Genomic DNA, 21,351 nt, shown 5'->3' with positions numbered 1-21,351 from the left:
TTGCGCCATCCGTCTGTGGAGAAAGTCTCGACTGTGGGCTTTATCGTCTATCCCATGGGATCGATGCAGGAATACGACATGGTCGTGATCGGCTCGGGGCCCGGCGGCCAGAAGGCCGCTATCGCCTCGGCCAAGCTCGGTAAATCGGTCGCGGTGATCGAACGCGGCCAAATGCTGGGCGGCGTGTGCGTCCAGACCGGCACGATTCCGTCAAAGACGTTGCGCGAAGCGGTGCTCTACCTCACCGGGATGAGCCAGCGCGAACTCTACGGCACGAGCTACCGCGTCAAGGAGAAGATCACCCCGGCCGACCTGTTGGCCCGCACGCAGCACGTGATCGGCAAGGAAGTCGACGTGGTGCGCAATCAGTTGATGCGCAACCGGATCGACTTGTTGATCGGGCACGGACGATTCATCGACCCGCACACCATCGAGATCGAAGCCCCGTCCCGGCGCGAAAAGCTAACCATCAGTGGCAAATACGTCGTGATCGCCACCGGCACCAGGCCGGCCCGACCGTCCGGGGTCGAGTTCGACGAGGACCGCGTGCTCGACTCCGACGGGATCCTCGACCTCAAGGCGCTGCCCACCTCGATGGTGGTCGTCGGCGCCGGTGTGATCGGCATCGAGTACGCGTCGATGTTCGCCGCGCTGGGCACCAAGGTCACCGTCGTCGAAAAGCGCGGCGACATGCTGGACTTCTGCGATCCCGAGGTCGTCGAGGCGCTGAAGTTCCACCTGCGCGACCTGGCGGTGACGTTCCGGTTCGGTGAGGAAGTGACCGCGGTCGACGTCGGCTCGGCCGGCACCGTCACCACCCTGGCCAGCGGCAAGCAAATCCCCGCCGAGACGGTGATGTATTCCGCTGGGCGCCAAGGGCAGACCGATCACCTCGATCTGCACAACGCCGAGTTGGAGGCCGACAATCGCGGCCGGATATACGTCGACGACTTCTTCCAGACCAAGGTGCCGCACATCTACGCCGTCGGCGATGTGATCGGCTTCCCCGCGCTGGCCGCCACCTCGATGGAACAGGGCCGGCTGGCCGCCTACCACGCGTTCGGTGAGCCCACCGACGGCATCACCGAGCTGCAGCCGATCGGCATCTACTCCATTCCCGAGGTCTCCTACGTCGGCGCCACCGAGGTGGAGTTGACCAAGAACGCGATCCCCTACGAGGTGGGCATGGCCCGCTACCGCGAGCTGGCCCGCGGCCAGATCGCCGGCGACTCGTACGGCATGCTCAAGCTGCTGGTATCCACCGAGGACCTCAAGCTGCTCGGGGTGCACATCTTCGGCACCAGCGCGACCGAGATGGTGCACATCGGGCAGGCCGTGATGGGGTGCGGCGGAACCGTCGAGTACCTGGTCGACGCGGTGTTCAACTACCCGACGTTCTCCGAGGCGTACAAGGTGGCCGCCCTCGACGTGATGAACAAGGTGCGCGCGCTGAACCAGTTCCGCCGCTGACCGGCTAGCAGGTGTCGTCCAGGTCGACCGGTATCGGATCACCCGGTCCGCCGGCTTCGGCGCGGGCCAGCAGCGCGGCGATGTGGTCGTCGAACGGCGCGGAGTAGGACACGTTCTCGGCGCAGCCGCCGCGCTCGAGTCCGCCGATCAGCCCGACGACGGTGGTTCCGCTGACCCACGGCGCGCCGCTGGTGCCGCCGACCAGCCCTTGGCACACCAGTGAGGGAAATCCACCGTCGGTGACCGCGGTGCTGCCCTGGCAGCCGATCGGCGAGCCGCCCACGCCGGACGGATAGCCCACGACCGTGACGTGACTGCTCGGCGGCGGGGCGGTGCCCAGGGTCAGCGCCAGACCGGCGCGCGACTCCACCGATCCGCCCTGGTCGCTGTTGACCCGCGCGATGGCGTAGTCGGCGTGTGGATCCTTGCTGGCCAGCCACCGGGGATCAAGGTAGACGTTGTCGGCGTTCCACAGATCGGGTGGCGCGGCGTTGCCGGACAAGCCGGGCACGAACGTGATCCGGGCGGCTCCGGCCAAGCAGTGCGCGGCCGTCAGCACCAGGTTGCCGGCCGCCGAATGCAGCACCGAGCCGGTGCACACGTGCTGGGTGCTGCCGTCCAAGAAGATCGCTCCCACCCGCCGGTCCGGGTCCACCGGGCCCGCGACCGCGCCCGGCTCGGGCTGGCTGAGGCGCTGGACGGACATGCTCGTCTTCGGCGCCTCGGTGCTGGTGGGCAGCGATACGTGCAGCACCGGGCGCCCGCACGACGCCAGTAACGTCGCCAGGCCGACCAGTGGGCAGAGCAGCAGCAGCCGGACGCGCATCGATTCCCATCATGCCCGACCTGCGGGCTGGAAGCGGGATTCGACGCCGCACACCGCGGCGGTAGATTTGCCCGCAGCTGCGGTACCGCCGAAAAATGTTCCACCCGGATTACGTTCGCGCGTCATGCCGTGTCATGTACAGGTGCCGATGAATTCGGGAGACACTGGTTAGGGCACCCTGGAGGATTCCCGAGAGGAGGCAACACCCGATGTCTGACGAGCATCGCGACGACGATCTCTACTACCAGCCAGGGCAACCCGGCATGTACGAGCTGGAGTTCCCGGCGCCCCAGTTGGTCACATCGGACGGCCGCGGCCCGGTGCTGGTGCACGCCTTGGAGGGCTTCTCGGACGCCGGCCACGCGATACGGCTGGCCGCGGCTCACCTCAAGGCCGCCCTGGACACCGAGCTGGTCGCGTCGTTCGCCATCGACGAGCTGCTGGACTACCGCTCGCGGCGGCCGTTGATGACCTTCAAGACCGACCACTTCACCAACTACGACGACCCGGAGCTGAGCCTGTACGCGCTGCGCGACAGCGTCGGCACCCCGTTTTTATTGCTGGCCGGGATGGAACCGGATCTGAAGTGGGAGCGCTTCATCACCGCGGTGCGCCTGCTGGCCGAGCGGCTGGGGGTGCGGCAAACCATCGGCCTGGGCACCGTCCCGATGGCGGTTCCGCACACCCGGCCCATCACGCTGACCGCGCACTCCAACAACCGCGAGCTGATCGCCGATTTCCAACCCTGGATCTCGGAGATCCAGGTTCCCGGTAGCGCGTCCAACCTGCTGGAATACCGGATGGCTCAGCACGGGCACGAGGTGGTCGGTTTCACCGTCCACGTCCCGCACTACCTGACCCAGACGGACTACCCCGCCGCCGCCCAGGCGCTGCTCGAGCAGGTCGCCAAGACGGGCTCGCTGGACCTACCGCTGTCGGTGCTGAGCGAGGCGGCGGCCGAGATCCGCGCCAAGATCGACGAACAGGTCGACGCCAGCGCCGAGGTCGCTCAAGTGGTGGCCGCACTAGAGCGCCAGTACGATGCCTTCATCGACGCTCAGGAGAACAGGTCGTTACTAACACGCGACGAGGACCTGCCTAGCGGCGACGAGCTCGGTGCCGAGTTCGAGCGATTTCTTGCCCAGCAGGCGGAGAAGAAGCGCGACGACGACCCGGCTTAACTGTCCGGAAGGGGCGCGACGACAGGGGTGCCGAGGTGACCGAGCGCAAGCGCAAGAGCAATCTTCGGCCGGTGCGCGAACTGACCACCCCCAGGCTCGAGTTCCGCACCATCCACGGCTACAAGCGAGCGTTCCGAATCGCGGGCTCCGGGCCGGCGATTCTGTTGATCCACGGTATCGGTGACAACTCGACGACGTGGAATACCGTGCATGCCAAGCTCGCTCAGCGGTTCACGGTGATCGCGCCCGATCTGCTGGGACACGGGCAGTCCGACAAACCGCGGGCGGACTACTCGGTGGCGGGCTACGCCAACGGCATGCGCGATCTGCTGTCGGTGCTCGACATCGAGCGTGTGACGATCATCGGCCACTCCCTGGGCGGCGGGGTGGCAATGCAATTCGCTTACCAATTTCCGCATCTGGTCGAGCGGCTCATCCTGGTGGCCGCCGGCGAGGTCACCAAGGACGTCAACGTCGCCTTCCGGTTGGCCTCGCTGCCGATCGGGACCGAGGCGCTGGCGCTGCTGCGGCTGCCCCTGGTGCTGCCGGCGGTCCAGTTGGCGGGACGGCTCGCCGGCCTGGCGATCGGATCGACCGGATTGGGCCGGGATCTGCCGAATGTGTTGCGCATCCTGGACGACCTGCCGGAGCCGACGGCCTCGTAGGCGTTCAGCCGGACGCTGCGGGCGGTGGTGGACTGGCGCGGGCAGATCGTCACCTTCCTGGACCGATGTTATTTGACCGAGGCCATCCCGGTGCAGATCGTCTGGGGCACCGGATGTAGTGGTTCCCGTCCGCCATGCCTGGATGGCACACACCGCAATGCCCGGTTCCCGGCTGGAGATCTTCGCCGGCTCCGGCCACTTTCCGTTCCACGAAGACCCGGCCCGCTTCATCGATGTCGTCCAGCGCTTCATCGACACCACCGCCCCCGCCAAATACGACCAGGCCGCGCTTCGCGGGCTGCTGCGCACCGGCAGCGGCGAACGCACCGTCACCGGACCGGCCGACACCCGCGTCGCGGTGCTCAACGCGATGGGATCCGACGAGCGCAGCGCCACTTAGAAATTGGTTTGACCCGGCCCGTACAGTCGGGCCATGGGCATCGATGTGACGGTGTTACGTGTCTTCACCGACCGTGACGGCAACTTCGGCAATCCGCTGGGCGTCGTCGACGCCAGCCGGGTCGCCCCCGCCGATCGCCAACGGCTGGCGAACCAATTGGGTTACAGCGAAACGGTATTCATCGATCTCCCGGCCGCCGGCGCAACCACGGCCCATGCCACCATCTACACCCCACGCGTCGAGATTCCGTTCGCCGGTCACCCGACGGTCGGGGCGGCGTGGTGGTTGCGCGCCAACGGCACGGCAATCGATACCCTGCGGGTGCCGGCCGGTGCCGTCCGGGTGCACTACGAGGACGACCTGGTCGGCGTCCGCGCCCGCCCGGACTGGGGTCCCGAGTACGTCATGCACGAATTCGACTCCGTGGAGCGAGTTCTCGCCGCCGATCCCGGCCAGTTTCCCGACGACAGCGCGCACTACCTATGGGCCTGGACCGACCGGTCCGCCGGCTCGTTGCGCTCCCGGACGTTCGTCGCGAATCTCGGTGTGCCCGAAGACGAAGCGACCGGCTCCGCCGCACTGCGGATCACCGGCCAGCTGCGCCGAGACCTGAGCATCACCCAGGGCAGCGGATCGAGGCTGGAAACCGTCTGGAGTCCCGACGGCTGGATCCGCGTCGCCGGTCGCGTCGTCAACAACGGTGTGACACAACCGGATTGAGATCAGGGCTGGCGCCGCAACACCGCTGCCAGATAATGCTGCAAAGGCTGCCCGACCGCACCCATCCGTACCGAGTAGGACAGCTGGCCGTCGTCGACGCGGAACGAACGACCAAGGGCGGAAACCTCTTTGGCGGTCGGAGTCAGTCCGACCGCCGTGGCGGACAGCTCGATTTCGATGCGGTCGCCGGTCACGGAACAGGTGCCGACCTCGATTTCGGTGATGCCGCTGGGGTGTGCCAGCACCAGCTCGACGTGACCGGGCTCGGGCACCCGAAGGTAGCCGGTCTCGGCGTGCAGCGGTTTGCCGTCGGCCACGCCCTTGGTCTTTTGCGCGTAGGCCAGAAACGGCTTGCCCACATGGGAAAACACCACTTCTTCGAGATACTCGAAGGGCTGGATCGTCGGGTATTCGCCCGCACCCCGGCCGGCCCAGGTGCCGACCAGCGGGGCGAGCGCCTGTAGGTCGGGATGCAGATCCGGGGCCATCGAGGTCACCTCGGCGCCGATACTTTGCGGTGCTTGCGCAGCGCCGCGATCTCGCGTTCGAAATCGTCGGCCGACGAGAAGGACCGGTACACCGAGGCGAAGCGCAGGTAGGCTACCTCGTCCAGGTCGCGCAGCGGGCCGAGGATCGCCAGCCCGACCTCGTGACTGGGCACCTCCGGCGAACCGGCGGCACGCACGGTGTCTTCCACCTGCTGGGCCAGTAGATTCAGCGCGTCCTCGTCGACCTGACGGCCCTGGCAGGCGCGGCGCACGCCCTTGATCACCTTTTCGCGGCTGAACGGTTCGGTGACACCGCTGCACTTGACGACGGCCAGGACCGCGGTCTCCACCGTGGTGAACCGGCGCCCACACTCCGGGCAGGATCGGCGGCGCCGAATGGCTTGGCCTTCATCGGTTTCGCGCGAGTCGATCACCCGAGAATCGGGATGGCGGCAGAACGGGCAGTGCATGACCGCTCCTTCGCTGTGCCGGCATCTCGGAAGAACACTCCGAGCGTACCCGTGTGCTCCCCCGCCGGGCCAATGCAGCCGCAGCACGTGGTCTGTCACCGCCGGGAGAACCGAGGAGCCTTGGCGTAGAGCGGTTTTCGTGAACTCGGCGGTGCCGTCAGCCGACCGGTGCGATGAGGGTCTGACCGGCGGCCAGCGCCGGGGAGTCGAGGTTGTTGAGTTCACGGATACGGTCGGCGCCCTGGCGGGCCGGCGCTTCCGGTGCCACCCGGTGCGCCACGTCCTGAAGCGACTCGCCGGGCTCGACCTGCACGACGGACAGCCGGTCCGGCACCGGGGCGGCCGCGGCGTCGCCGTTGGCGATCTGACCGAGGTCGGCGACCAGGCCCAGCCACAGCGTGATCATCCCGGCCATCAGGGCCAGGCCCACCGTCGTGCGGAGCCTGACCGGGCGGCGGCCGTGCGGCGCGTCCGACATCGAGACGCCGGTACCGCGGTAGCGCATCGGCGCTCCGGCCGGCCGGGCCGGCGCGGGTCGGCGCACCACGCGTTCCTGGCCATAGCGAGTCCGTGCGATGTCGTAGCGAGGCCGCACGACCAGCCCGTCGCTCGGGCGCCGCACAGTGCTGGTCCGCGGTGAGACTGTGTGCATGAGCGTCATGGTGCGTTCCTCCGGTCGTGTAAATGCTCACTCGTGCGTTCGACACTATCGCTCGTGTGTTCGAAATCCGAACATTTGAGCGAAGCGTGTCGCACGAGCAAAACGCTAGACCACGCCACCGACAACTGCTGCCGGTCGCCAGCCTTGCCATGCGCCTCAAATACCCGATATGTCGCAGAGTTACACCATTGTTATTCGGCCGGTCGTGCGGGCCACTCCATGCGAAACACCGCGGCGGCGACACGCCAGTCGAACACATGTTTGATTCTCGGGTGCGAGGCGGCTACATTCAGTGCCATGAGCGACAGCAACGACACTTCGGCGACCGGCTCCGACACCTGGCTGCACTCCGTGGATTCATCGCTTACGCAGCGGCAACGCACCATCTTGAACGTCATCCGAGAGTCGGTGACCACCCGTGGCTATCCGCCGAGCATCAGGGAGATCGGCGATGCCGTCGGCCTGACCTCGACCTCGTCGGTGGCGCATCAACTGCGCACCCTCGAACGCAAGGGACACCTGCGTCGCGACCCGAACCGCCCCCGGGCCGTCGACGTCCGCGGGGCCGACGACACGACCGCGGCCGCGCCGGCGACCGAGGTCGCCGGGTCCGACGTCCTGCCGGAGCCCACGTTCGTCCCCGTGCTCGGGCGGATCGCGGCTGGTGGGCCGATCCTGGCCGAGGAAGCCGTCGAGGACGTCTTCCCGCTCCCGCGCGAGCTGGTCGGCGAGGGCACGCTGTTTCTGCTCAAGGTTGTCGGCGACTCGATGGTCGAGGCCGCGATCTGCGACGGCGACTGGGTGGTGGTGCGGCAGCAGAACGTCGCCGACAACGGCGACATCGTCGCCGCCATGCTCGACGGTGAGGCCACCGTCAAGACGTTCAAGCGTGCGGGTGGTCAGGTGTGGCTGATGCCGCACAACCCGGCGTTCGATCCGATCCCCGGCAACGACGCGACCGTGCTCGGCAAGGTCGTGACGGTGATCCGCAAGGTGTAGCCGCCGAAAGCCTCGGTCAGTCGGCTTTCACGAAGCCGTTGACCAGCGCGGCTTCCTCGCTGGACAGCCAGATCTCGGCCAGCGTGTCGTGGTAGAGGTCGCTGTCCGGCGTGTAGTACAAGCCGAAGCGGGCGCTCGCCTTGATCGGATAGCCGTCGGGTATCTGGTAGGGGTCTTCCAGCGGCAGGTGGATCGTCGGGCGTCCGGCCGGGCCCAGCGCCCCGAGGCCCGCTATCGGCGCGTAGTCCGCCTCGTCGTCCGCCGCGGCGTGCCGTCCGGCTCTCGGCCCGCTACCGGACGCGGCGCTCAGCGCGGCCGCCAGGCTGGATGCGGCCCCACCCGCCGCGGCGCCACCCGCAGCAGCGGCACCGGAGGCCGCACCGCCCGCGCCGGCGAGATCCGGCGGCGTGTGCGGCACGGCGATGTCGGGATGCGCGGCCTCCGGCTCTTCGGCGGGATAGCCGGCTTCGGGATAGGCCCGATCCTCGGCGCCCGGGTAGCCCCCCTGCGGATAGGCGGCAGTCTCGTCGGCGCCTTCCGGATAGCCGGCGTCGGCGGCCTCCGGATAGCCCGCCTCCGGGTAGCCGGCGTCGGGGTAGGCGCCTTCGCCGGCGTCGGTGTAGTCGGCGTAGTCGTCTTCCGGGACGACGTCCGGGTACGCGGCCTCCGGTATATCGGGGCTCTCGGGGTAGCCGGCTTCCGGAAGCTCGTCGCCGTAGCCGGCCTCGGACAGGTCCGCGGCCGACACCACGGGGATGGAATCGGTGTCGACGGAGTCAGGATCCCGCTCGTCGACCTCCAGATGATCCCATTCCTCTTCGGTGACCGGCGCCGGCGGCTCGTCGTATCCGCCGTTCCCGTCCAGGTCGGCCGTTTCTGGTGCGTGCGGCCACCTGGCCAGCGGTGCGTCATGGGTGTCGTGGCGTTCCGGTGCGTGCGCGTCGCCGAACGAGAAGTGCTCGGTGGACGCCTGAGCGTAATCGGAGGCGTAGTCGGGTCCCCAGCGCGGCTCGCCCGCGTCGTCATAGCCGCCGACGTCGACGTCGCGCTCCAGGTCATAGGGTGCGCTGTTGCGCCCCGCGCGATGCCGGAGCCAGCGCAGCGCCACGAACACCGCCAGCAGCACCAGAACCAGCAGCGGGACCACGGCGAACAGGTACCACCAGCTCCAGCTGAACCACTTCTTGGGGTGCGGCGGCGGCGCGGAGCCGCTCGGCTGGTTCTGCCCCTGCACCTGCAGCCCGGACAACAGCGGAGCCAGGTTGGCCGGGTCGGTGGAGAAGGTGTTCTTGGCGCGGTTCCACGAAATCTTGCCGCCGGTGAACTTCTGCGAGATCACGTCGCCGTCGACGGTCTGATCGGCGACGGGTGCGCCCAGTTTTCCGGTTGGGCCGCGCAGCTTATCCCAGGCGGCCTTCATGGCGCCGCGCACGACGAAAGCGCCGTGGTCGGAGGTCCAGAAGATCACCGGCTTGTCGGCCGCCGAGAAGGTAACGATCCGGCTGTTGGGGCTGACGCCACCGTCGGACTCGTTGGCGGTCGGGAACCCGAGGTCGCTGCCGACCGGGCCGCCCACCGCCTCGTACTTCGCCAGGATGTCGCTTTCGACGGCGGCCGCGCCGGTCGCCGGGCTGAAGAACACCTTGCCGCCGGCGAAGTTCTGGACGATGCCGTCGCCGCCGATCGGATTCTGGCCACCCTGCTTGGCGCCCAGCGGGCCGTTGACCCCGCCGGCCGCGCGCCAGGCCATGTTGATGGCCGCGGTCGGGTCGATCGCGACCTGCAGGCCCTTGAGCTGGTCGGCCAAATTCGCTGGCTCGGTGGTGAATTCCTTGGTCTTGCGGTTCCAGGAGATCTGGCCGCCGGTGAACTTCTGCGAGGACACCTCACCGTCGTAGGTCTCGTCGGAGACCGGGGCTCCGAGCACACCGCCGGAGCTGCCGAGCTTGTCCCAGGCGGCGTTCAGGGCACCGCGCACGACGAACGCGCCGTGATCGGGCGTCCAGTAGATCACCGGTTTGTCGCTGGCCGAGAACGTGGCGACGCGAGTGTCGGGCCCGGCCAGGCCGGGCACCTCGTTGATCGTCGGAAAGCCCAGGTCGCTGCCGGCCGCGCCGCCCAGCATGTCGTACTTTTCCAGGATCGGCCCGTAGATGAATTTCGCTCCGGTGGCCGTGGTGAAGTACATCTTGCCGCCGTCGAAGTCGCACGCGAAGCCGTCGGCGACCGGGTAGACATCACCCTTGCGGGGTCCCAGCGGGGAGGTATCGCCGCCGGCCTTGCTCCACTCGGCCATGATCGCGGCCTCGGCGTCACCGATCGGAGACGCCGACACGGTAGGTGCCAACAGCACGACGGCCAACGCTGTGGTCGCCACGCCGATCAGCGCCCGACCCGCGAGCCTGCGCACTTGACCTCTCTTCCCGATCACCAAGCCTCCCAGCCGACGGATATGCCCTTATGTATGGCCATGCCCGTACCCTGCGGCCACTGCGAGCGGTTGGTACGCCGAACGCGGGTGACGAACCCCACCGCTTTCGTATTATCGCCGGGCTCGCATAACTTTGCTCTAGCGAACGAGAAATACGAAGGCAATTCGCGAATATTACGAAAACGGAGACCACTCCGATGTCGAAATGATGCGGGACGACGATCGTGTCGCGACCGGTCCCGCCTCAGCACACGCCGGGAGCGGGCGACGACGCGCTCCGGGTGCCCGATGGACATGCGCCGACCGTACGCGAGGCGCCGGCGATCCGCTCGAGCAAAGGAGCTATTCATGGGCATCGACTATTTTGCCGTAAACCCAAGCAATGACAGCGTAAGCCGGCGACTTGCGCGTGGTTCGTGTCCTCATCCGCGCGGAGGTCGCGCGCCTGCCCGCGATTCGTTGTTGCGCGACAGCGAGATTGGTTCACCGCCACCGACGTTAGCCGATGGGCGTTGGGATCACGGGACTAGACCCCGAGACTGTGCCCGACGATCTCCTTCATGATCTCGGTTGTGCCGCCGTAGATCGTCTGTACCCGGGCGTCGAGATAGGAACGAGCGACTGGGTATTCGCGCATGTAGCCGTAGCCGCCGTGCAGCTGCAGACACCGGTCGATCAGGTGCACCTGTTTTTCGGTGGAGTACCACTTGGCCATCGCCGCCTGCTCGGCCGTCAGCTTCTTGTCCAGGTGCAGTCGCACGAACTCGTCGACCATGATGCGCACCACGGTGGCCTCGGTCGCCAGCTCGGCCAGCACGAAGCGGCTGTTCTGGAAGCTGCCGATCGGCTTGCCAAAGGCTTTGCGCTCCTTGGTGTATTGCAGCGTCTGCTCGAGCACCTGCTCCATCGCCGCGGCCGCCATGACTGCGATGTTGATCCGCTCCTGCGGCAGGTTCTGCATCAGGTAGATGAAGCCCTTGCCCACCTCGCCGAGCAGGTTTTCGACGGGAACCTTGACGTCGGTGAACGACAACTCTGCGGTGTCCTGCGCGTCGAGCCCGATCTCGTCCAGATGCCGGCCGCTCAAAGCCTTCCATGCCGCGCTCGACGACCAGCAGCGAAAAGCCCTGTGAGCCCTTGTCCGGATCGGTCTGCGCGACCACGATCACGAGGTCGGAGTTGATTCCGTTGGTGATGAACGTCTTTGCGCCGTTGAGCAGATAGTGGTCGCCGTGCTTGACCGCTCGGGTCTTGATGCCCTGCAGATCGCGGCCGGTTCCCGGCTCGGTCATCGCGATCGCGGTGATCATTTCCCCGGTGCAGAACTTCGGCAGCCAGCGCTGCTTCTGCTCCTCGTTGGCCAGCTCCAGCAAATACGGCGCGACGATGTCGTTGTGCAGTCCGAAACCAATTCCGCTGTATCGCCCGGCGGTCGTTTCCTCGGTGATGATCGTGTTTTAGCGGAAGTCGGGGTTGCCGCCGCCGCCGTACTCCTCGGGCACAGCCATGCCGAGGAATCCCTGCTTGCCGGCCTCCAGCCAGACGCCGCGGTCGACGATTTTCGCCTTCTCCCACTCGTCGTGGTACGGCGCGACGTGGCGCTCGAGGAAGGCCCGGTAGGACTCGCGGAACAGATCGTGCTCGGGTTCAAACAGTGTGCGCTGGTACTTGACTGCACTGCCAATGGATAACCTCCGGCCGCCGGGAACTCTGCGGCCCAAGATATACCAACCAGACGGTTGGTCGGCGGCTGGCCCCGTCGCGTGCCCGACGCCGTGGTTAGTCGGCGGCGTATTCCCGCAGACTGGCGGCCAGCGCCACCGGGACCCGGGCCTTGATCCGCGTCCCCTCGGGGTTGTGCTCGGCCTGCTGGACCCGGCCGTCGGAGTGCAGGCGGGCCACCAGGTCGCCGCGGTCGTAGGGGATCACCACGTCGACGGGGGCGTCGGTGGGCGCGGCCAGTTCGGCCATCCGGCGGCGCAACGCGTCGATGCCGTCGCCGGTGTGCGCGGAGACGAACACCGCGTCGGGTAGCCCGTGTCGCAGCTTGGCCAGCATCAGGTCGCTGGCCGCGTCGATCTTGTTCACCACCAGCAGCTCCGGCGGCGGCTGGCCGTTGTGATCGGAGATCACCTCCGAGATCACCTGACGCACCGCATTGATCTGGGCGAACGGGTTGACGTCGGAGCCGTCCACGACGTGCAGCAGCAGGTCGGCGTCAACGACCTCCTCCAGCGTCGAGCGGAACGCCTCGACCAGCTGGGTGGGCAGGTGCCGCACGAAGCCGACCGTGTCGGTCAGCACGAGTGGCCGGCCGTCCTCGAATGCGGCGCGCCGGGTGGTGGGCTCCAGGGTGGCGAACAGCGCGTCCTGCACCAGCACCCCGGCCCCGGTGAGCGCGTTGAGCAGACTGGACTTGCCGGCGTTGGTGTAGCCGACGATCGCAAGCGACGGCACATCGCTGTGCAGGCGGCGGCTGCGCTGGGTGTCGCGGGCCTGCTTCATGTCCTTGATCTCGCGGCGCAGCTTGGACATCCGCTCGCGGATGCGGCGCCGATCGGTCTCGATCTTGGTCTCACCGGGACCACGCAGGCCCACGCCGCCGCCGCTGCCGCCGGCGCGACCACCGGCCTGCCGGGACATCGACTCACCCCAGCCGCGCAGCCGCGGCAGCATGTATTCCATCTGGGCCAGCAACACCTGCGCCTTGCCCTCGCGGCTGGTGGCGTGCTGGGCGAAGATGTCGAGGATCAGTGCGGTGCGGTCGATGACCTTGACCTTGACGGCCTTTTCCAGCGCGGTCAGCTGGGCCGGGGACAGTTCGCCGTCGCAGGTGACGGTGTCGGCGCCGGTGGCCACGACCACTTCCCGCAATTCCTGGGCCTTGCCCGAGCCGATGTATGTCGACGGGTCGGGTTTGTCGCGGCGCTGGATGAGCCCCTCGAGCACCTGCGAGCCGGCGGTTTCGACCAGGGCGGCCAGCTCGGCCAGGCTGGCCCGGTTGTCGGCGGCGCTGCCCTCGGTCCACACTCCCACCAACACCACGCGCTCCAGCCGCAGCTGTCGGTACTCGACCTCGGAGATGTCGGCGAGTTCGGTCGACAGTCCGGCGACGCGGCGCAGTGCCGATCGGTCTTCGAGAGCGAGTTCGCCGACGCTGGGCTCGGACGCCAGCGGGTCGGCCGGCTGCTCGTGGAACGGGGTTTCGGGATGTGTCATGGGCAATTAGCAATAGTGCACGTAGCAATAGTGCACGCCAAATTTGTGACGTGCATCCGAATTATTGGCGTGATTATTGGGCGTGCCACCAGTCCTCGCTCACTAGGCCGCGGGCCAGCAGCATCGACGGCCCGCGCAGGTAACTGGTGGCGTCGGTGACGGTGACGACGACGTCGCCGCCGGGCACGCGCACGGTCAGCGTGCCGGTGTCGGACCCGGTGTCGGCGAGCGCGGCCACCACCGCCGCGACCGTTCCGGTTCCGCACGAACGGGTTTCGCCGACCCCGCGCTCGTGCACCCGCATCTGCACCACGCCCCCGGCGGCCGCGGTGAGCACTTCGACGTTGACCCCGTCCGGGAACTGCGCCCGGTCGAACTGCACGGGCGCGGCGACATCCAGCGCGGCGAGTTCGTCGCCGGTCAGCCGCGGGCCGACGCACGCCAGGTGCGGATTGCCGACGTCGATCGCCAGCCCGTCGAATCTGCGGCCGCCGACGACGGCCTCCCCGGTTCCCAGCCGGTTGGCCTTGCCCATGTCGACGGTGACGTCGGCGGTGGTGGCGTCGGCTTGGTGCAGGGTGACCATCCGCGGCCCCGCCAGCGATCCGACGACGAACTCGTCGCGGGCCTCCAGGCCGCTGGCACGCAGGTAGTGCGCGAACACCCGCACCCCGTTGCCGCACATCTGCGCGGTCGACCCGTCGGCGTTGCGGTAGTCCATGTACCAGTCGCCGGCGTCCACGCCGTCGGGCAGCCGCTCGACGACACCGGCCTGCAGAGCGGCACCCGCGGTGGTGATCCGCAGCACGCCGTCGGCACCCAGCCCGCGGCGCCGGTCGCACAGCGCGGCCACCCGCGCCGCCGTGAGCGGCAGCTCGGCGTCGAGGTCGGGCAGCAACAGGAAGTCGTTCTGGGTGCCGTGGCCCTTGGCGAAGATCATCGGCGGATCACCTGTTCAGGGTACGTGCCGCCACGCCCGCAGGGTGTCCGCGACGGTGCGGGCGCGCTCGGATTCGGTCGCGGCGCCCACGTCGACCCAGTGCACCCGGTGATCGCGGCGAAACCACGACCGTTGCCGCCGTACATAGCGCCGGGTGCCGATGAACGTCAGCTCCTGCGCGTCGCGCAAGGCGGCGGGATCGTCGGCGTCCAGCGCGGCGAGCACCTGCGCGTAGCCGAGCGCGCGCGACGCGGTGACACCGTCGCGCAGGCCTTCGCGCAGCAGCCCGCGCACCTCGTCTATCAGTCCGCGGGCGAACATGTCCTCGGTGCGGCGGGCCAACCTCTCGTCGAGAATGGTTGTGTCACAATCCAATCCGACGATGGCGGTGTCCCAGCGCGGTGCACCGATGCGGGGCGCGGACGCGGCGAACGGCTGACCGGTGAGCTCGACGACCTCGAGCGCGCGCACCGTGCGGCGGCCGTCGGTGGGCGGGATCGCCGCGGCGGCCGCCGGGTCGCGGCGGGCCAGCTCGGCGTGCAGCACGCCGACCCCGACCTCCGCCAACCGCTGCTCCCAGCGGGCCCGCACCGCGGGATCGGTCGCGGGAAAAGTCCAGTCGTCCAGCAGCGACTGGACGTAGAGCATCGAGCCGCCGACGATGACCGACACCGCGCCGCGTGCGGCGATCGCCTCGATGTCGGCGGCGGCGGCTCGCTGATAGCGGGCCACGGTCGCGGTCTGGGTGACGTTGAGGACGTCGAGCTGGTGGTGCGGGATGCCGCGGCGCTCGTCGACGGGCAGCTTGGCGGTCCCGATGTCCATGCCGCGGTAGAACTGCATGGCGTCGGCGTTGACGATCTCCGCGTCCACCTCGCCACCGAGTTGCTCGACGACGTCGAGGGCCAGGTGCGACTTGCCGGTCCCGGTGGGGCCGATGATCGCCAGCGGTCTCATGGCTGCCAGGCCCCGGCGAAGTAGCCCACGCCGTAGGGCGCTCCCCGGTACAGCTCCTTGGCCGAACGCGGTCCCGGCTCGGTCAGCCCGGCCAGCACTCCGAACGCGACCCGCCCGAGGATTTGCTCCGGCAGCGTGCGCAGCGCGCCGATCTCGCAATTGGCCAGGGCGTCGTCGAGGGCCCGCTGTGCGGCGGGACTCCCGGGGTCGTAGCCGCCGGGGGCTGCATCGGTCAGGCTGTTGGCGCCGTCGGCGACGATCAGCACACCCACCGGTTCGGGCGCGCCGTCGAGCTCGGCGCGCAGCTGCCGGCCCAGTTCCAGCGCGGCGTCGACGTCGTGGTCGCCGCGGTAGACGCGAACCTGCGCGTCGGCCTCGGGCCGGGCCCGGCCGCGCACCCAGCCGGCGATCAGCGCGCAGAGCGGGAACTCGGCCGGCTGTTGGCCCGGCTCGGCGGCCGGCGAGAGTCCGACCCGCACGTCGGCGCCGTAGCCCGCGAAGCTGCCGATCTCGTTGTGGCCCAGGACTTCGTCGACGCCGCCAGTTCCGATCGCGACCCACCGCGGCGGCAGCAGCGCCGCCGCCGCCAGCACTGCCGTGGTCAGCTCGGCCACCTCGGCGGCCGCGGCCCCGGAGAGCTCTGGCACCAGCAGCGGGGTGGACGGAACGATCGCGATGGCGCTCAGCACGACATCAAACTAATCGAGGGCCACCAGGGTCAGCTGCTGCACTCGGCCTCGGCGAGCCGGACTTCGGTGGAGCGGCGCAACGCTTTTTTCGCCAGCTTCTCCGCGAGACTGCTCGACATGGTCGCGGCCTCACCGCGGGCCAGGGCCACGGTCGCGACGACCACCACCACGACCCCGACGGCGAGCACGATCTTGGCGGTCCCGTCGCAATCCAGGTACTCCCCCAGCACGGCCATGCCCAGGATCGAGCCGACCACCGGCTTGGCCACCACGGAGGTCGGCAGCGAGGCCGTCAGCGAACCCGCGTGGAATGAGGACTGCTGGAAGATCATGCCGGCCAGCGCGGCGGCGATCCACGCGTAGAACTCGGGCGCGGTCAACCACGCACCGACGCCGCCCCCGACGATCACCACCACGGCCTTGGTCAGCACCGCGAACAGCGCCAGCGACGAACCGGCGACGATGGCCAGCAGCACCGCGGCCACCGAGCCGGGCCACTTGCGGGCGCCCCACACGCAGAACACCAGCGCCGGGCCCATCACCAGGGCCACCACCAGCCAGGTTTCCAGCGAACCGCGCGAGGCCCCGGGATCCGGATCGCCGATGACGACCACCACGGCCAGCGCGGCGGCCAGCAGCAGCGCCCAGGTCCATTCCCAGCGGGTGACCGAGCGCCGCGTCATGCGCGCGTAGATCGGCAGCGCAAAGAGCAGGGCCGTCACCTGCAACGACGTCACCAGCATCACGGAGCCCAGCGTCAGCGCGGCGGCCTGCAGGGCGTAATTGGCGACGGCGCCGCCGGCCCCCAACCACCATTTCGAATCGCGCACCGACATCCGGAAGAGCTCGAGGTGGCCTACCGGTTTGTCGGTGATCTCCTGCGCCGAACGCTGACGGACGACATTCCCCAGTGCCGATGCAAACGCGGCGAGCAGGGCGAGAAAAACCGCGGCATCTGCCTTCTCCATCTGCGACCTCCTCCCCCGGCGTGCGGCCACCTGGGCCGCCATCTGCGGCGGGTATGCACTACCCGTTTCGGATCCGTCTCCATTGGTGTCGGACTGAAATCGCCCGTGCCACTTGATGAAAAAACGGTCCTGCGCAATACCTAGTTCACGAACCTATGTAGAGCCTGTGGCAAGACTGTGGCCGGCTGGTGACGCCCAATAGGACCGAAGAACCCCGCCCCCATGGTGTCATAGGCGGACGGCCCGCGGGCGCCCCGGCTTACTCACCGACGACGATCCCGGCAGTCGTGCACGGACCTCCGCAGCCACCCCACCCTCGCTATCATGACGCGTCCCCTCCAGCCCCACATGTACCAACAACACCAATTGTCACTACACCCTACCGGGCGCGGGGTGGTCGCCCTACGGGTCCGGCAACGGTGGAATCGAACCGTTACCCGGGACCGCGTGGCCTCGACGCGTTTGCTGCTGGCACGCACGGCGCGCAACTCGACGCGAGCAGCGCGCCCGTCCAGGTGCGGTTTCTCCGCGGAGTCGAGGGCGATTCACGAGTGAAGATGCCGATGTTTCACGGGGCAGCCGCACCCGGCGACAATCAGGTTGCGGCGCACAGCCCGCCAAGCTGCTTGAATACTGGTGGAATCGGTGACGGAGCAGCCGTTAGACACAGCAGGTCTCCCGACCGTAGAGGTGCCGCTACGAGCGGCAGGTGCGCGGGAAAGCGAGCGCGAAAGGGTGTAGAAAATGGTGACGAGCGCATGACCGACGACGAGCCCCGCTCCAGCGACGCACCCAAGCCGGCACCACGTCCCGGTCCGCGACCGGGCCCTCGCCCGGGGCCGGCGCCGCGGCACAGCGCCCACCCGGTGGTGTTGCCCCCGACCAGTAATCCGCACCAGTACGGACGCGTCGACGACGACGGGACGGTGTGGCTGGTCAGCTCGGCCGGCGAACGCATCATCGGCTCCTGGCAGGCCGGTGACCGGGAGGCGGCTTTCGCCCACTTCGGCCGCCGATTCGAGGACCTGAGCACCGAGGTCACCCTGATGGAGGAACGGCTGGCCTCCGGGAGCGGCGATGCGCGCAAGATTAAGGCCAACGCCGCCGCCCTGGCCGAGAGCCTGCCGACGGCGTGCGTGCTGGGCGACGTCGACGCGCTCGCCGGCCGGTTGACCACCCTGGTGGAGCTCGCCGAGGCCGCCGTCGCCGCCGACCGGTCCCGCCGCGACGAGCATCGGGCCGCGCAGACCGCACGCAAGGAGGCGCTGGCCGCGGAGGCCGAGGATCTGGCCGCCAACTCCACGCACTGGAAGGTCGCCGGGGACCGGATGCGCGAAATTCTCGACGAGTGGAAGACGATCACCGGCCTGGATCGCAAGGTCGACGACGCGCTGTGGAAGCGCTATTCCGCGGCGCGCGAAGCGTTCAACCGGCGGCGGGGTTCCCACTTCGCGGAGCTGGACCGCGAGCGCGCGGGCGTGCGGCAGGCCAAGGAGCGGCTGTGCGAGCGCGCCGAGGAGTTGTCCGATTCGACGGATTGGGCCGCCACGAGTGCCGAATTCCGCAAGCTGCTGACCGAATGGAAATCCGCGGGGCGGGCCAGCCGGGAGGTCGACAACGCGCTGTGGAAGCGCTTCAAGGCCGCCCAGGACGCCTTCTTCACCGCGCGCAACGCCGTCAGCGCGGAGAAGGATCAGGAGTTCCGGGCCAACGCCGCCGCCAAGGAGGCGCTGCTGGCCGAGGCCGAGAAGATCGACACCGGCAACCCCGAAGCCGCCCGGGCGGCGCTGCGGACGATCGCCGACAAGTGGGACGCGATCGGCAAGGTCCCCCGGGAGCGCTCGGCCGACCTGGAGCGGCGGCTGCGCGCCGTCGAGAAGAAGGTGCGCGACGCCGGGGAAGCGAATTGGACCGACCCCGAAGCGCAGGCGCGCGCGGAGCAATTCGCCTCCCGCGCCGAGCATTACGAGCAGCAGGCGCGCAAGGCCGCCGCGTCCGGCCGGACCAAGGAAGCCGAGGAGGCACAAGCCAACGCCGAACAATGGCGGCAGTGGGCCCAGGCCGCCGCCGACGCGCTGACCCGCCGGTCCTAGCGGCCGGAGGGCTGGTCCGGCGGCGTCTCGGCGTCGGGGCTGTCGTCCCGATCGCCCAGGCTCTGCAGCAGCGTCTGGGACTGTTGCTCGGCGCTGAACCGTCGCCGCTGCTCTTCGGCCGCGAGTTGCACGACGGTGCGCGACCACACCACCCGGGCCCAGTGGAAGGTCAACAGGACCACCAGGATCCATGCCACCCACAGCCCGATGCCGGGGCCGGGATGACCGGCGGTCGCGGTCTGGCGTGACCACACCGCCAAGAGTCCGGTCGCGCCGGCCATCGACGAGCCGGCCAGCGCGATCCACGCCAGCGTCCAGCGACGGGTCAGCAGTGCCAGCATGGAGAACCCGACACCGAAAACCAGTGTCAGCCAAGCAAATACCTTGGACGGCAACGACAGTGCGGCCGCACCAGCGCCGTGGCTGCTGAACAGCACATCCCAGCCCCGAACCTGGCCGGTGTGCGGCAAGATGAACGATCCCAGCAGCAGGAACACCAGGATGGCGACGACGAATCCCCTTGGTCCGGGGTCGATTTCGCGTGCGACACGGCGTTCCGCGGCCTCGCTCTCGGCACGCAGGGCGTCAATGTCGGTGTGTTCTTTGGTCATCGGGCACATCCCTGGGTGTCGACGGTACGAGTGGCCGGACCGATGCCGGGCATGCCCAAACCGATACCGCGCGGGCGGGTTCCGGCGGCGTGCGCGTCACCGGCTCGGGTACGGCGGTGGGTCAGGATGCCGGCGTCGGCGATCAGGTGGTGCGGCGCAGCCTCGGTCACCGTGGTGGTGATGATGTCTCCGGGCCGCACCGCGGTGTCGGCGGTGAAGTGCACCAGCCGCCCGTCGCGGCCGCGCCCGGTCATGCGGGCGGTGCGAGCGTCCTTGCGGCCTTCGCCGGTGGCGACCAGCAATTCGACGGTCTGACCGATGAGTTTGCGGTTACCCTCCAGCGAGATCTGCTCCTGCAGTGCGATCAGGCGCATATAGCGTTCCTGCACAACGTCTTTCGGAAGTTGTCCGTCGAGCTCAGCGGCCGGGGTGCCGGGCCGTTTGGAATACTGGAAGGTGAAGGCCGCGGCGAACCGGGCCTGGCGTACCACGTCCAGGGTGGCCGCGAAGTCCTCTTCGGTCTCGCCGGGAAATCCGACGATGAGGTCGGTGGTGATGGCCGCATGCGGCATCGCCGCCCGCACCCGGTCGATGATGCCGAGGTAGCGCTCGGCACGGTACGAGCGCCGCATCGCCCGCAGCATCCGGTCCGACCCAGACTGCAGCGGCATGTGCAGGGCCGGGCAGACGTTGGGCGTCTGCGCCATGGCCTCGATGACGTCGTCGGTGAACTCCGCGGGATGCGGCGAGGTGAACCGCACGCGTTCCAGCCCGTCGATGTCACCGCAGGCCCGCAGCAGCTCGGCGAAGGCGCCGCGGTTGCGGGGCAACGCCGGGTCGGCGAACGAGACGCCGTAGGCGTTGACGTTCTGCCCCAGCAGCGTGACTTCCAGCACGCCGTCGGCCACCAGCGAGCGCACCTCGGCCAGGATGTCGGCCGGGCTGCGGTCGACCTCCTTGCCCCGCAGCGAGGGGACAATGCAGAACGTACAGCTGTTGTTGCAGCCGACGGAGATGGAAACCCAAGCGGCATAAGCAGATTCGCGAGCACTCGGCAGCGACGACGGAAATTCCTGCAGCGCCTCGACAATCTCCACCTGGGCAGCCTTGTTGTGCCGGGCCCGCTCCAGCAGTGTGGGCAGCGATCCGATGTTGTGGGTGCCGAACACGACGTCGACCCAGGGCGCCTTGCGCAGCAACGAGTCTCGGTCTTTCTGGGCCAGGCACCCGCCGACCGCGATCTGGAATTCCGGGTTGTCGCGCTTGCGCGGGGCCAGGTGGCTGATGTTGCCGTACAGCTTGTTGTCGGCGTTTTCGCGCACCGCGCAGGTGTTGAAGACGACCACGTCCGCGTCGGTGCCCTCGTCGGCGCGCCGGTAGCCCGCCGCCTCGAGCAGACCCGCCAACCGCTCGGAGTCATGGACGTTCATCTGGCAGCCGTAGGTGCGCACCTGGTAGGTACGCGCGCCCGAAACGTCACGGGCCACCGTCGAAGTCACGGGGCCATGGTACGGCGACCAGCGCCCGAGGCATTAACCCCCAGCTAGACGCGGCGACTTGCCG

17 protein-coding genes and 2 pseudogenes are annotated in these 21,351 nt (G+C 68.6%); 6 read left to right on the top strand and 13 right to left on the bottom strand.

The window, feature by feature from the left end; genetic code table 11:
• Positions 1-63 precede the first annotated feature (63 nt).
• Positions 64-1,470, top strand: a complete 1,407-nt coding sequence (gene sthA, locus T428_RS0104225) for a Si-specific NAD(P)(+) transhydrogenase (protein ID WP_156942854.1) — start codon at positions 64-66, stop codon at positions 1,468-1,470.
• Positions 1,471-1,474: 4 nt separating this feature from the next.
• Here sthA and T428_RS0104220 read toward each other — a convergent pair whose 3' ends face one another.
• Positions 1,475-2,296 carry a trypsin-like serine peptidase gene (locus tag T428_RS0104220; RefSeq protein ID WP_025735496.1) on the bottom strand — a complete coding sequence of 274 codons (822 nt, stop codon included), beginning with the start codon at positions 2,294-2,296 and terminating at the stop codon, positions 1,475-1,477.
• Between the two features lie 209 nt (positions 2,297-2,505).
• Here T428_RS0104220 and T428_RS0104215 point away from each other — a divergent pair, with 209 nt between their 5' ends.
• The 3 genes and pseudogenes from T428_RS0104215 to T428_RS0104205 all read left to right on the top strand — a co-directional run bounded on the left by T428_RS0104215 (position 2,506) and on the right by T428_RS0104205 (position 5,262).
• Positions 2,506-3,477: a proteasome assembly chaperone family protein gene (locus T428_RS0104215; protein WP_025735495.1), complete on the top strand. Its 972-nt coding sequence runs from the start codon at positions 2,506-2,508 to the stop codon at positions 3,475-3,477.
• Between the two features lie 35 nt (positions 3,478-3,512).
• Positions 3,513-4,542, top strand: a pseudogene (locus tag T428_RS25495) (alpha/beta fold hydrolase).
• Between the two features lie 33 nt (positions 4,543-4,575).
• Positions 4,576-5,262 carry a PhzF family phenazine biosynthesis protein gene (locus T428_RS0104205; protein WP_025735494.1) on the top strand — a complete coding sequence of 229 codons (687 nt, stop codon included), beginning with the start codon at positions 4,576-4,578 and terminating at the stop codon, positions 5,260-5,262.
• Between the two features lie 2 nt (positions 5,263-5,264).
• On the opposite strand, the gene T428_RS0104200 is transcribed toward T428_RS0104205, so the two are convergent.
• The 3 genes from T428_RS0104200 to T428_RS0104190 form a co-directional block, all read right to left on the bottom strand.
• Positions 5,265-5,750 (bottom strand): peroxynitrite isomerase, encoded by a 486-nt coding sequence (locus tag T428_RS0104200; protein ID WP_025735493.1) that lies wholly within the window; start codon positions 5,748-5,750, stop codon positions 5,265-5,267.
• Between the two features lie 5 nt (positions 5,751-5,755).
• Positions 5,756-6,220: a transcriptional regulator NrdR gene (nrdR, locus tag T428_RS0104195; RefSeq protein ID WP_025735492.1), complete on the bottom strand. Its 465-nt coding sequence runs from the start codon at positions 6,218-6,220 to the stop codon at positions 5,756-5,758.
• A gap of 157 nt (positions 6,221-6,377) precedes the next feature.
• Complete coding sequence (locus tag T428_RS0104190) at positions 6,378-6,881, bottom strand: LysM peptidoglycan-binding domain-containing protein (RefSeq protein ID WP_025735491.1); 504 nt, start codon at positions 6,879-6,881, stop codon at positions 6,378-6,380.
• 297 nt (positions 6,882-7,178) lie between these two features.
• Between T428_RS0104190 and lexA the strand changes: the two genes are divergently transcribed.
• Complete coding sequence (gene lexA, locus T428_RS0104180) at positions 7,179-7,880, top strand: transcriptional repressor LexA (protein ID WP_025735490.1); 702 nt, start codon at positions 7,179-7,181, stop codon at positions 7,878-7,880.
• Between the two features lie 16 nt (positions 7,881-7,896).
• On the opposite strand, the gene T428_RS0104175 is transcribed toward lexA, so the two are convergent.
• The 7 genes and pseudogenes from T428_RS0104175 to T428_RS0104145 all read right to left on the bottom strand — a co-directional run bounded on the left by T428_RS0104175 (position 7,897) and on the right by T428_RS0104145 (position 17,084).
• The gene (locus T428_RS0104175) at positions 7,897-10,311 is read right to left on the bottom strand and encodes an LGFP repeat-containing protein (RefSeq protein WP_425411980.1); all 2,415 of its coding nucleotides are present in this window, start codon (positions 10,309-10,311) and stop codon (positions 7,897-7,899) included.
• 526 nt (positions 10,312-10,837) lie between these two features.
• A pseudogene (locus T428_RS25490) lies at positions 10,838-11,996 on the bottom strand (acyl-CoA dehydrogenase family protein).
• 94 nt (positions 11,997-12,090) lie between these two features.
• Positions 12,091-13,530 (bottom strand): GTPase HflX, encoded by a 1,440-nt coding sequence (gene hflX, locus T428_RS0104165; RefSeq protein ID WP_025735488.1) that lies wholly within the window; start codon positions 13,528-13,530, stop codon positions 12,091-12,093.
• A gap of 73 nt (positions 13,531-13,603) precedes the next feature.
• Positions 13,604-14,470 carry a diaminopimelate epimerase gene (gene dapF / locus T428_RS0104160; protein ID WP_025735487.1) on the bottom strand — a complete coding sequence of 289 codons (867 nt, stop codon included), beginning with the start codon at positions 14,468-14,470 and terminating at the stop codon, positions 13,604-13,606.
• Positions 14,471-14,485: 15 nt separating this feature from the next.
• On the bottom strand, positions 14,486-15,427 hold the full coding sequence (gene miaA / locus T428_RS0104155; RefSeq protein WP_025735486.1) for a tRNA (adenosine(37)-N6)-dimethylallyltransferase MiaA: 942 nt from the start codon (positions 15,425-15,427) through the stop codon (positions 14,486-14,488).
• Positions 15,424-16,116: a class III extradiol ring-cleavage dioxygenase family protein gene (locus T428_RS0104150; RefSeq protein WP_025735485.1), complete on the bottom strand. Its 693-nt coding sequence runs from the start codon at positions 16,114-16,116 to the stop codon at positions 15,424-15,426. The genes miaA and T428_RS0104150 overlap by 4 nt, the downstream gene beginning before the upstream one ends.
• Before the next feature lie 29 nt (positions 16,117-16,145).
• The gene (locus T428_RS0104145; RefSeq protein WP_025735484.1) at positions 16,146-17,084 is read right to left on the bottom strand and encodes a DMT family transporter; all 939 of its coding nucleotides are present in this window, start codon (positions 17,082-17,084) and stop codon (positions 16,146-16,148) included.
• Positions 17,085-17,842: 758 nt separating this feature from the next.
• Between T428_RS0104145 and T428_RS0104140 the strand changes: the two genes are divergently transcribed.
• On the top strand, positions 17,843-19,177 hold the full coding sequence (locus T428_RS0104140; RefSeq protein WP_084298603.1) for a DUF349 domain-containing protein: 1,335 nt from the start codon (positions 17,843-17,845) through the stop codon (positions 19,175-19,177).
• Here the strand turns inward: T428_RS0104140 and T428_RS0104135 are convergent.
• Together T428_RS0104135 and miaB are read right to left on the bottom strand one after the other, a co-directional pair.
• The gene (locus T428_RS0104135; protein WP_156942837.1) at positions 19,174-19,797 is read right to left on the bottom strand and encodes an Rv2732c family membrane protein; all 624 of its coding nucleotides are present in this window, start codon (positions 19,795-19,797) and stop codon (positions 19,174-19,176) included. The two genes, T428_RS0104140 and T428_RS0104135, sit on opposite strands and share 4 nt — an antisense overlap.
• Positions 19,785-21,218 carry a tRNA (N6-isopentenyl adenosine(37)-C2)-methylthiotransferase MiaB gene (miaB, locus tag T428_RS0104130; RefSeq protein ID WP_245604754.1) on the bottom strand — a complete coding sequence of 478 codons (1,434 nt, stop codon included), beginning with the start codon at positions 21,216-21,218 and terminating at the stop codon, positions 19,785-19,787. Before miaB ends, T428_RS0104135 begins: the two co-directional genes overlap by 13 nt.
• Between the last annotated feature and the right edge of the window lie 133 nt (positions 21,219-21,351).

The organism is Mycobacterium genavense ATCC 51234 (assembly GCF_000526915.1).
GTDB lineage: Bacteria > Actinomycetota > Actinomycetes > Mycobacteriales > Mycobacteriaceae > Mycobacterium > Mycobacterium genavense.
Note: the sequence above shows the minus strand (reverse complement) of the source record. Positions and strands in the feature narration are given on the sequence as shown.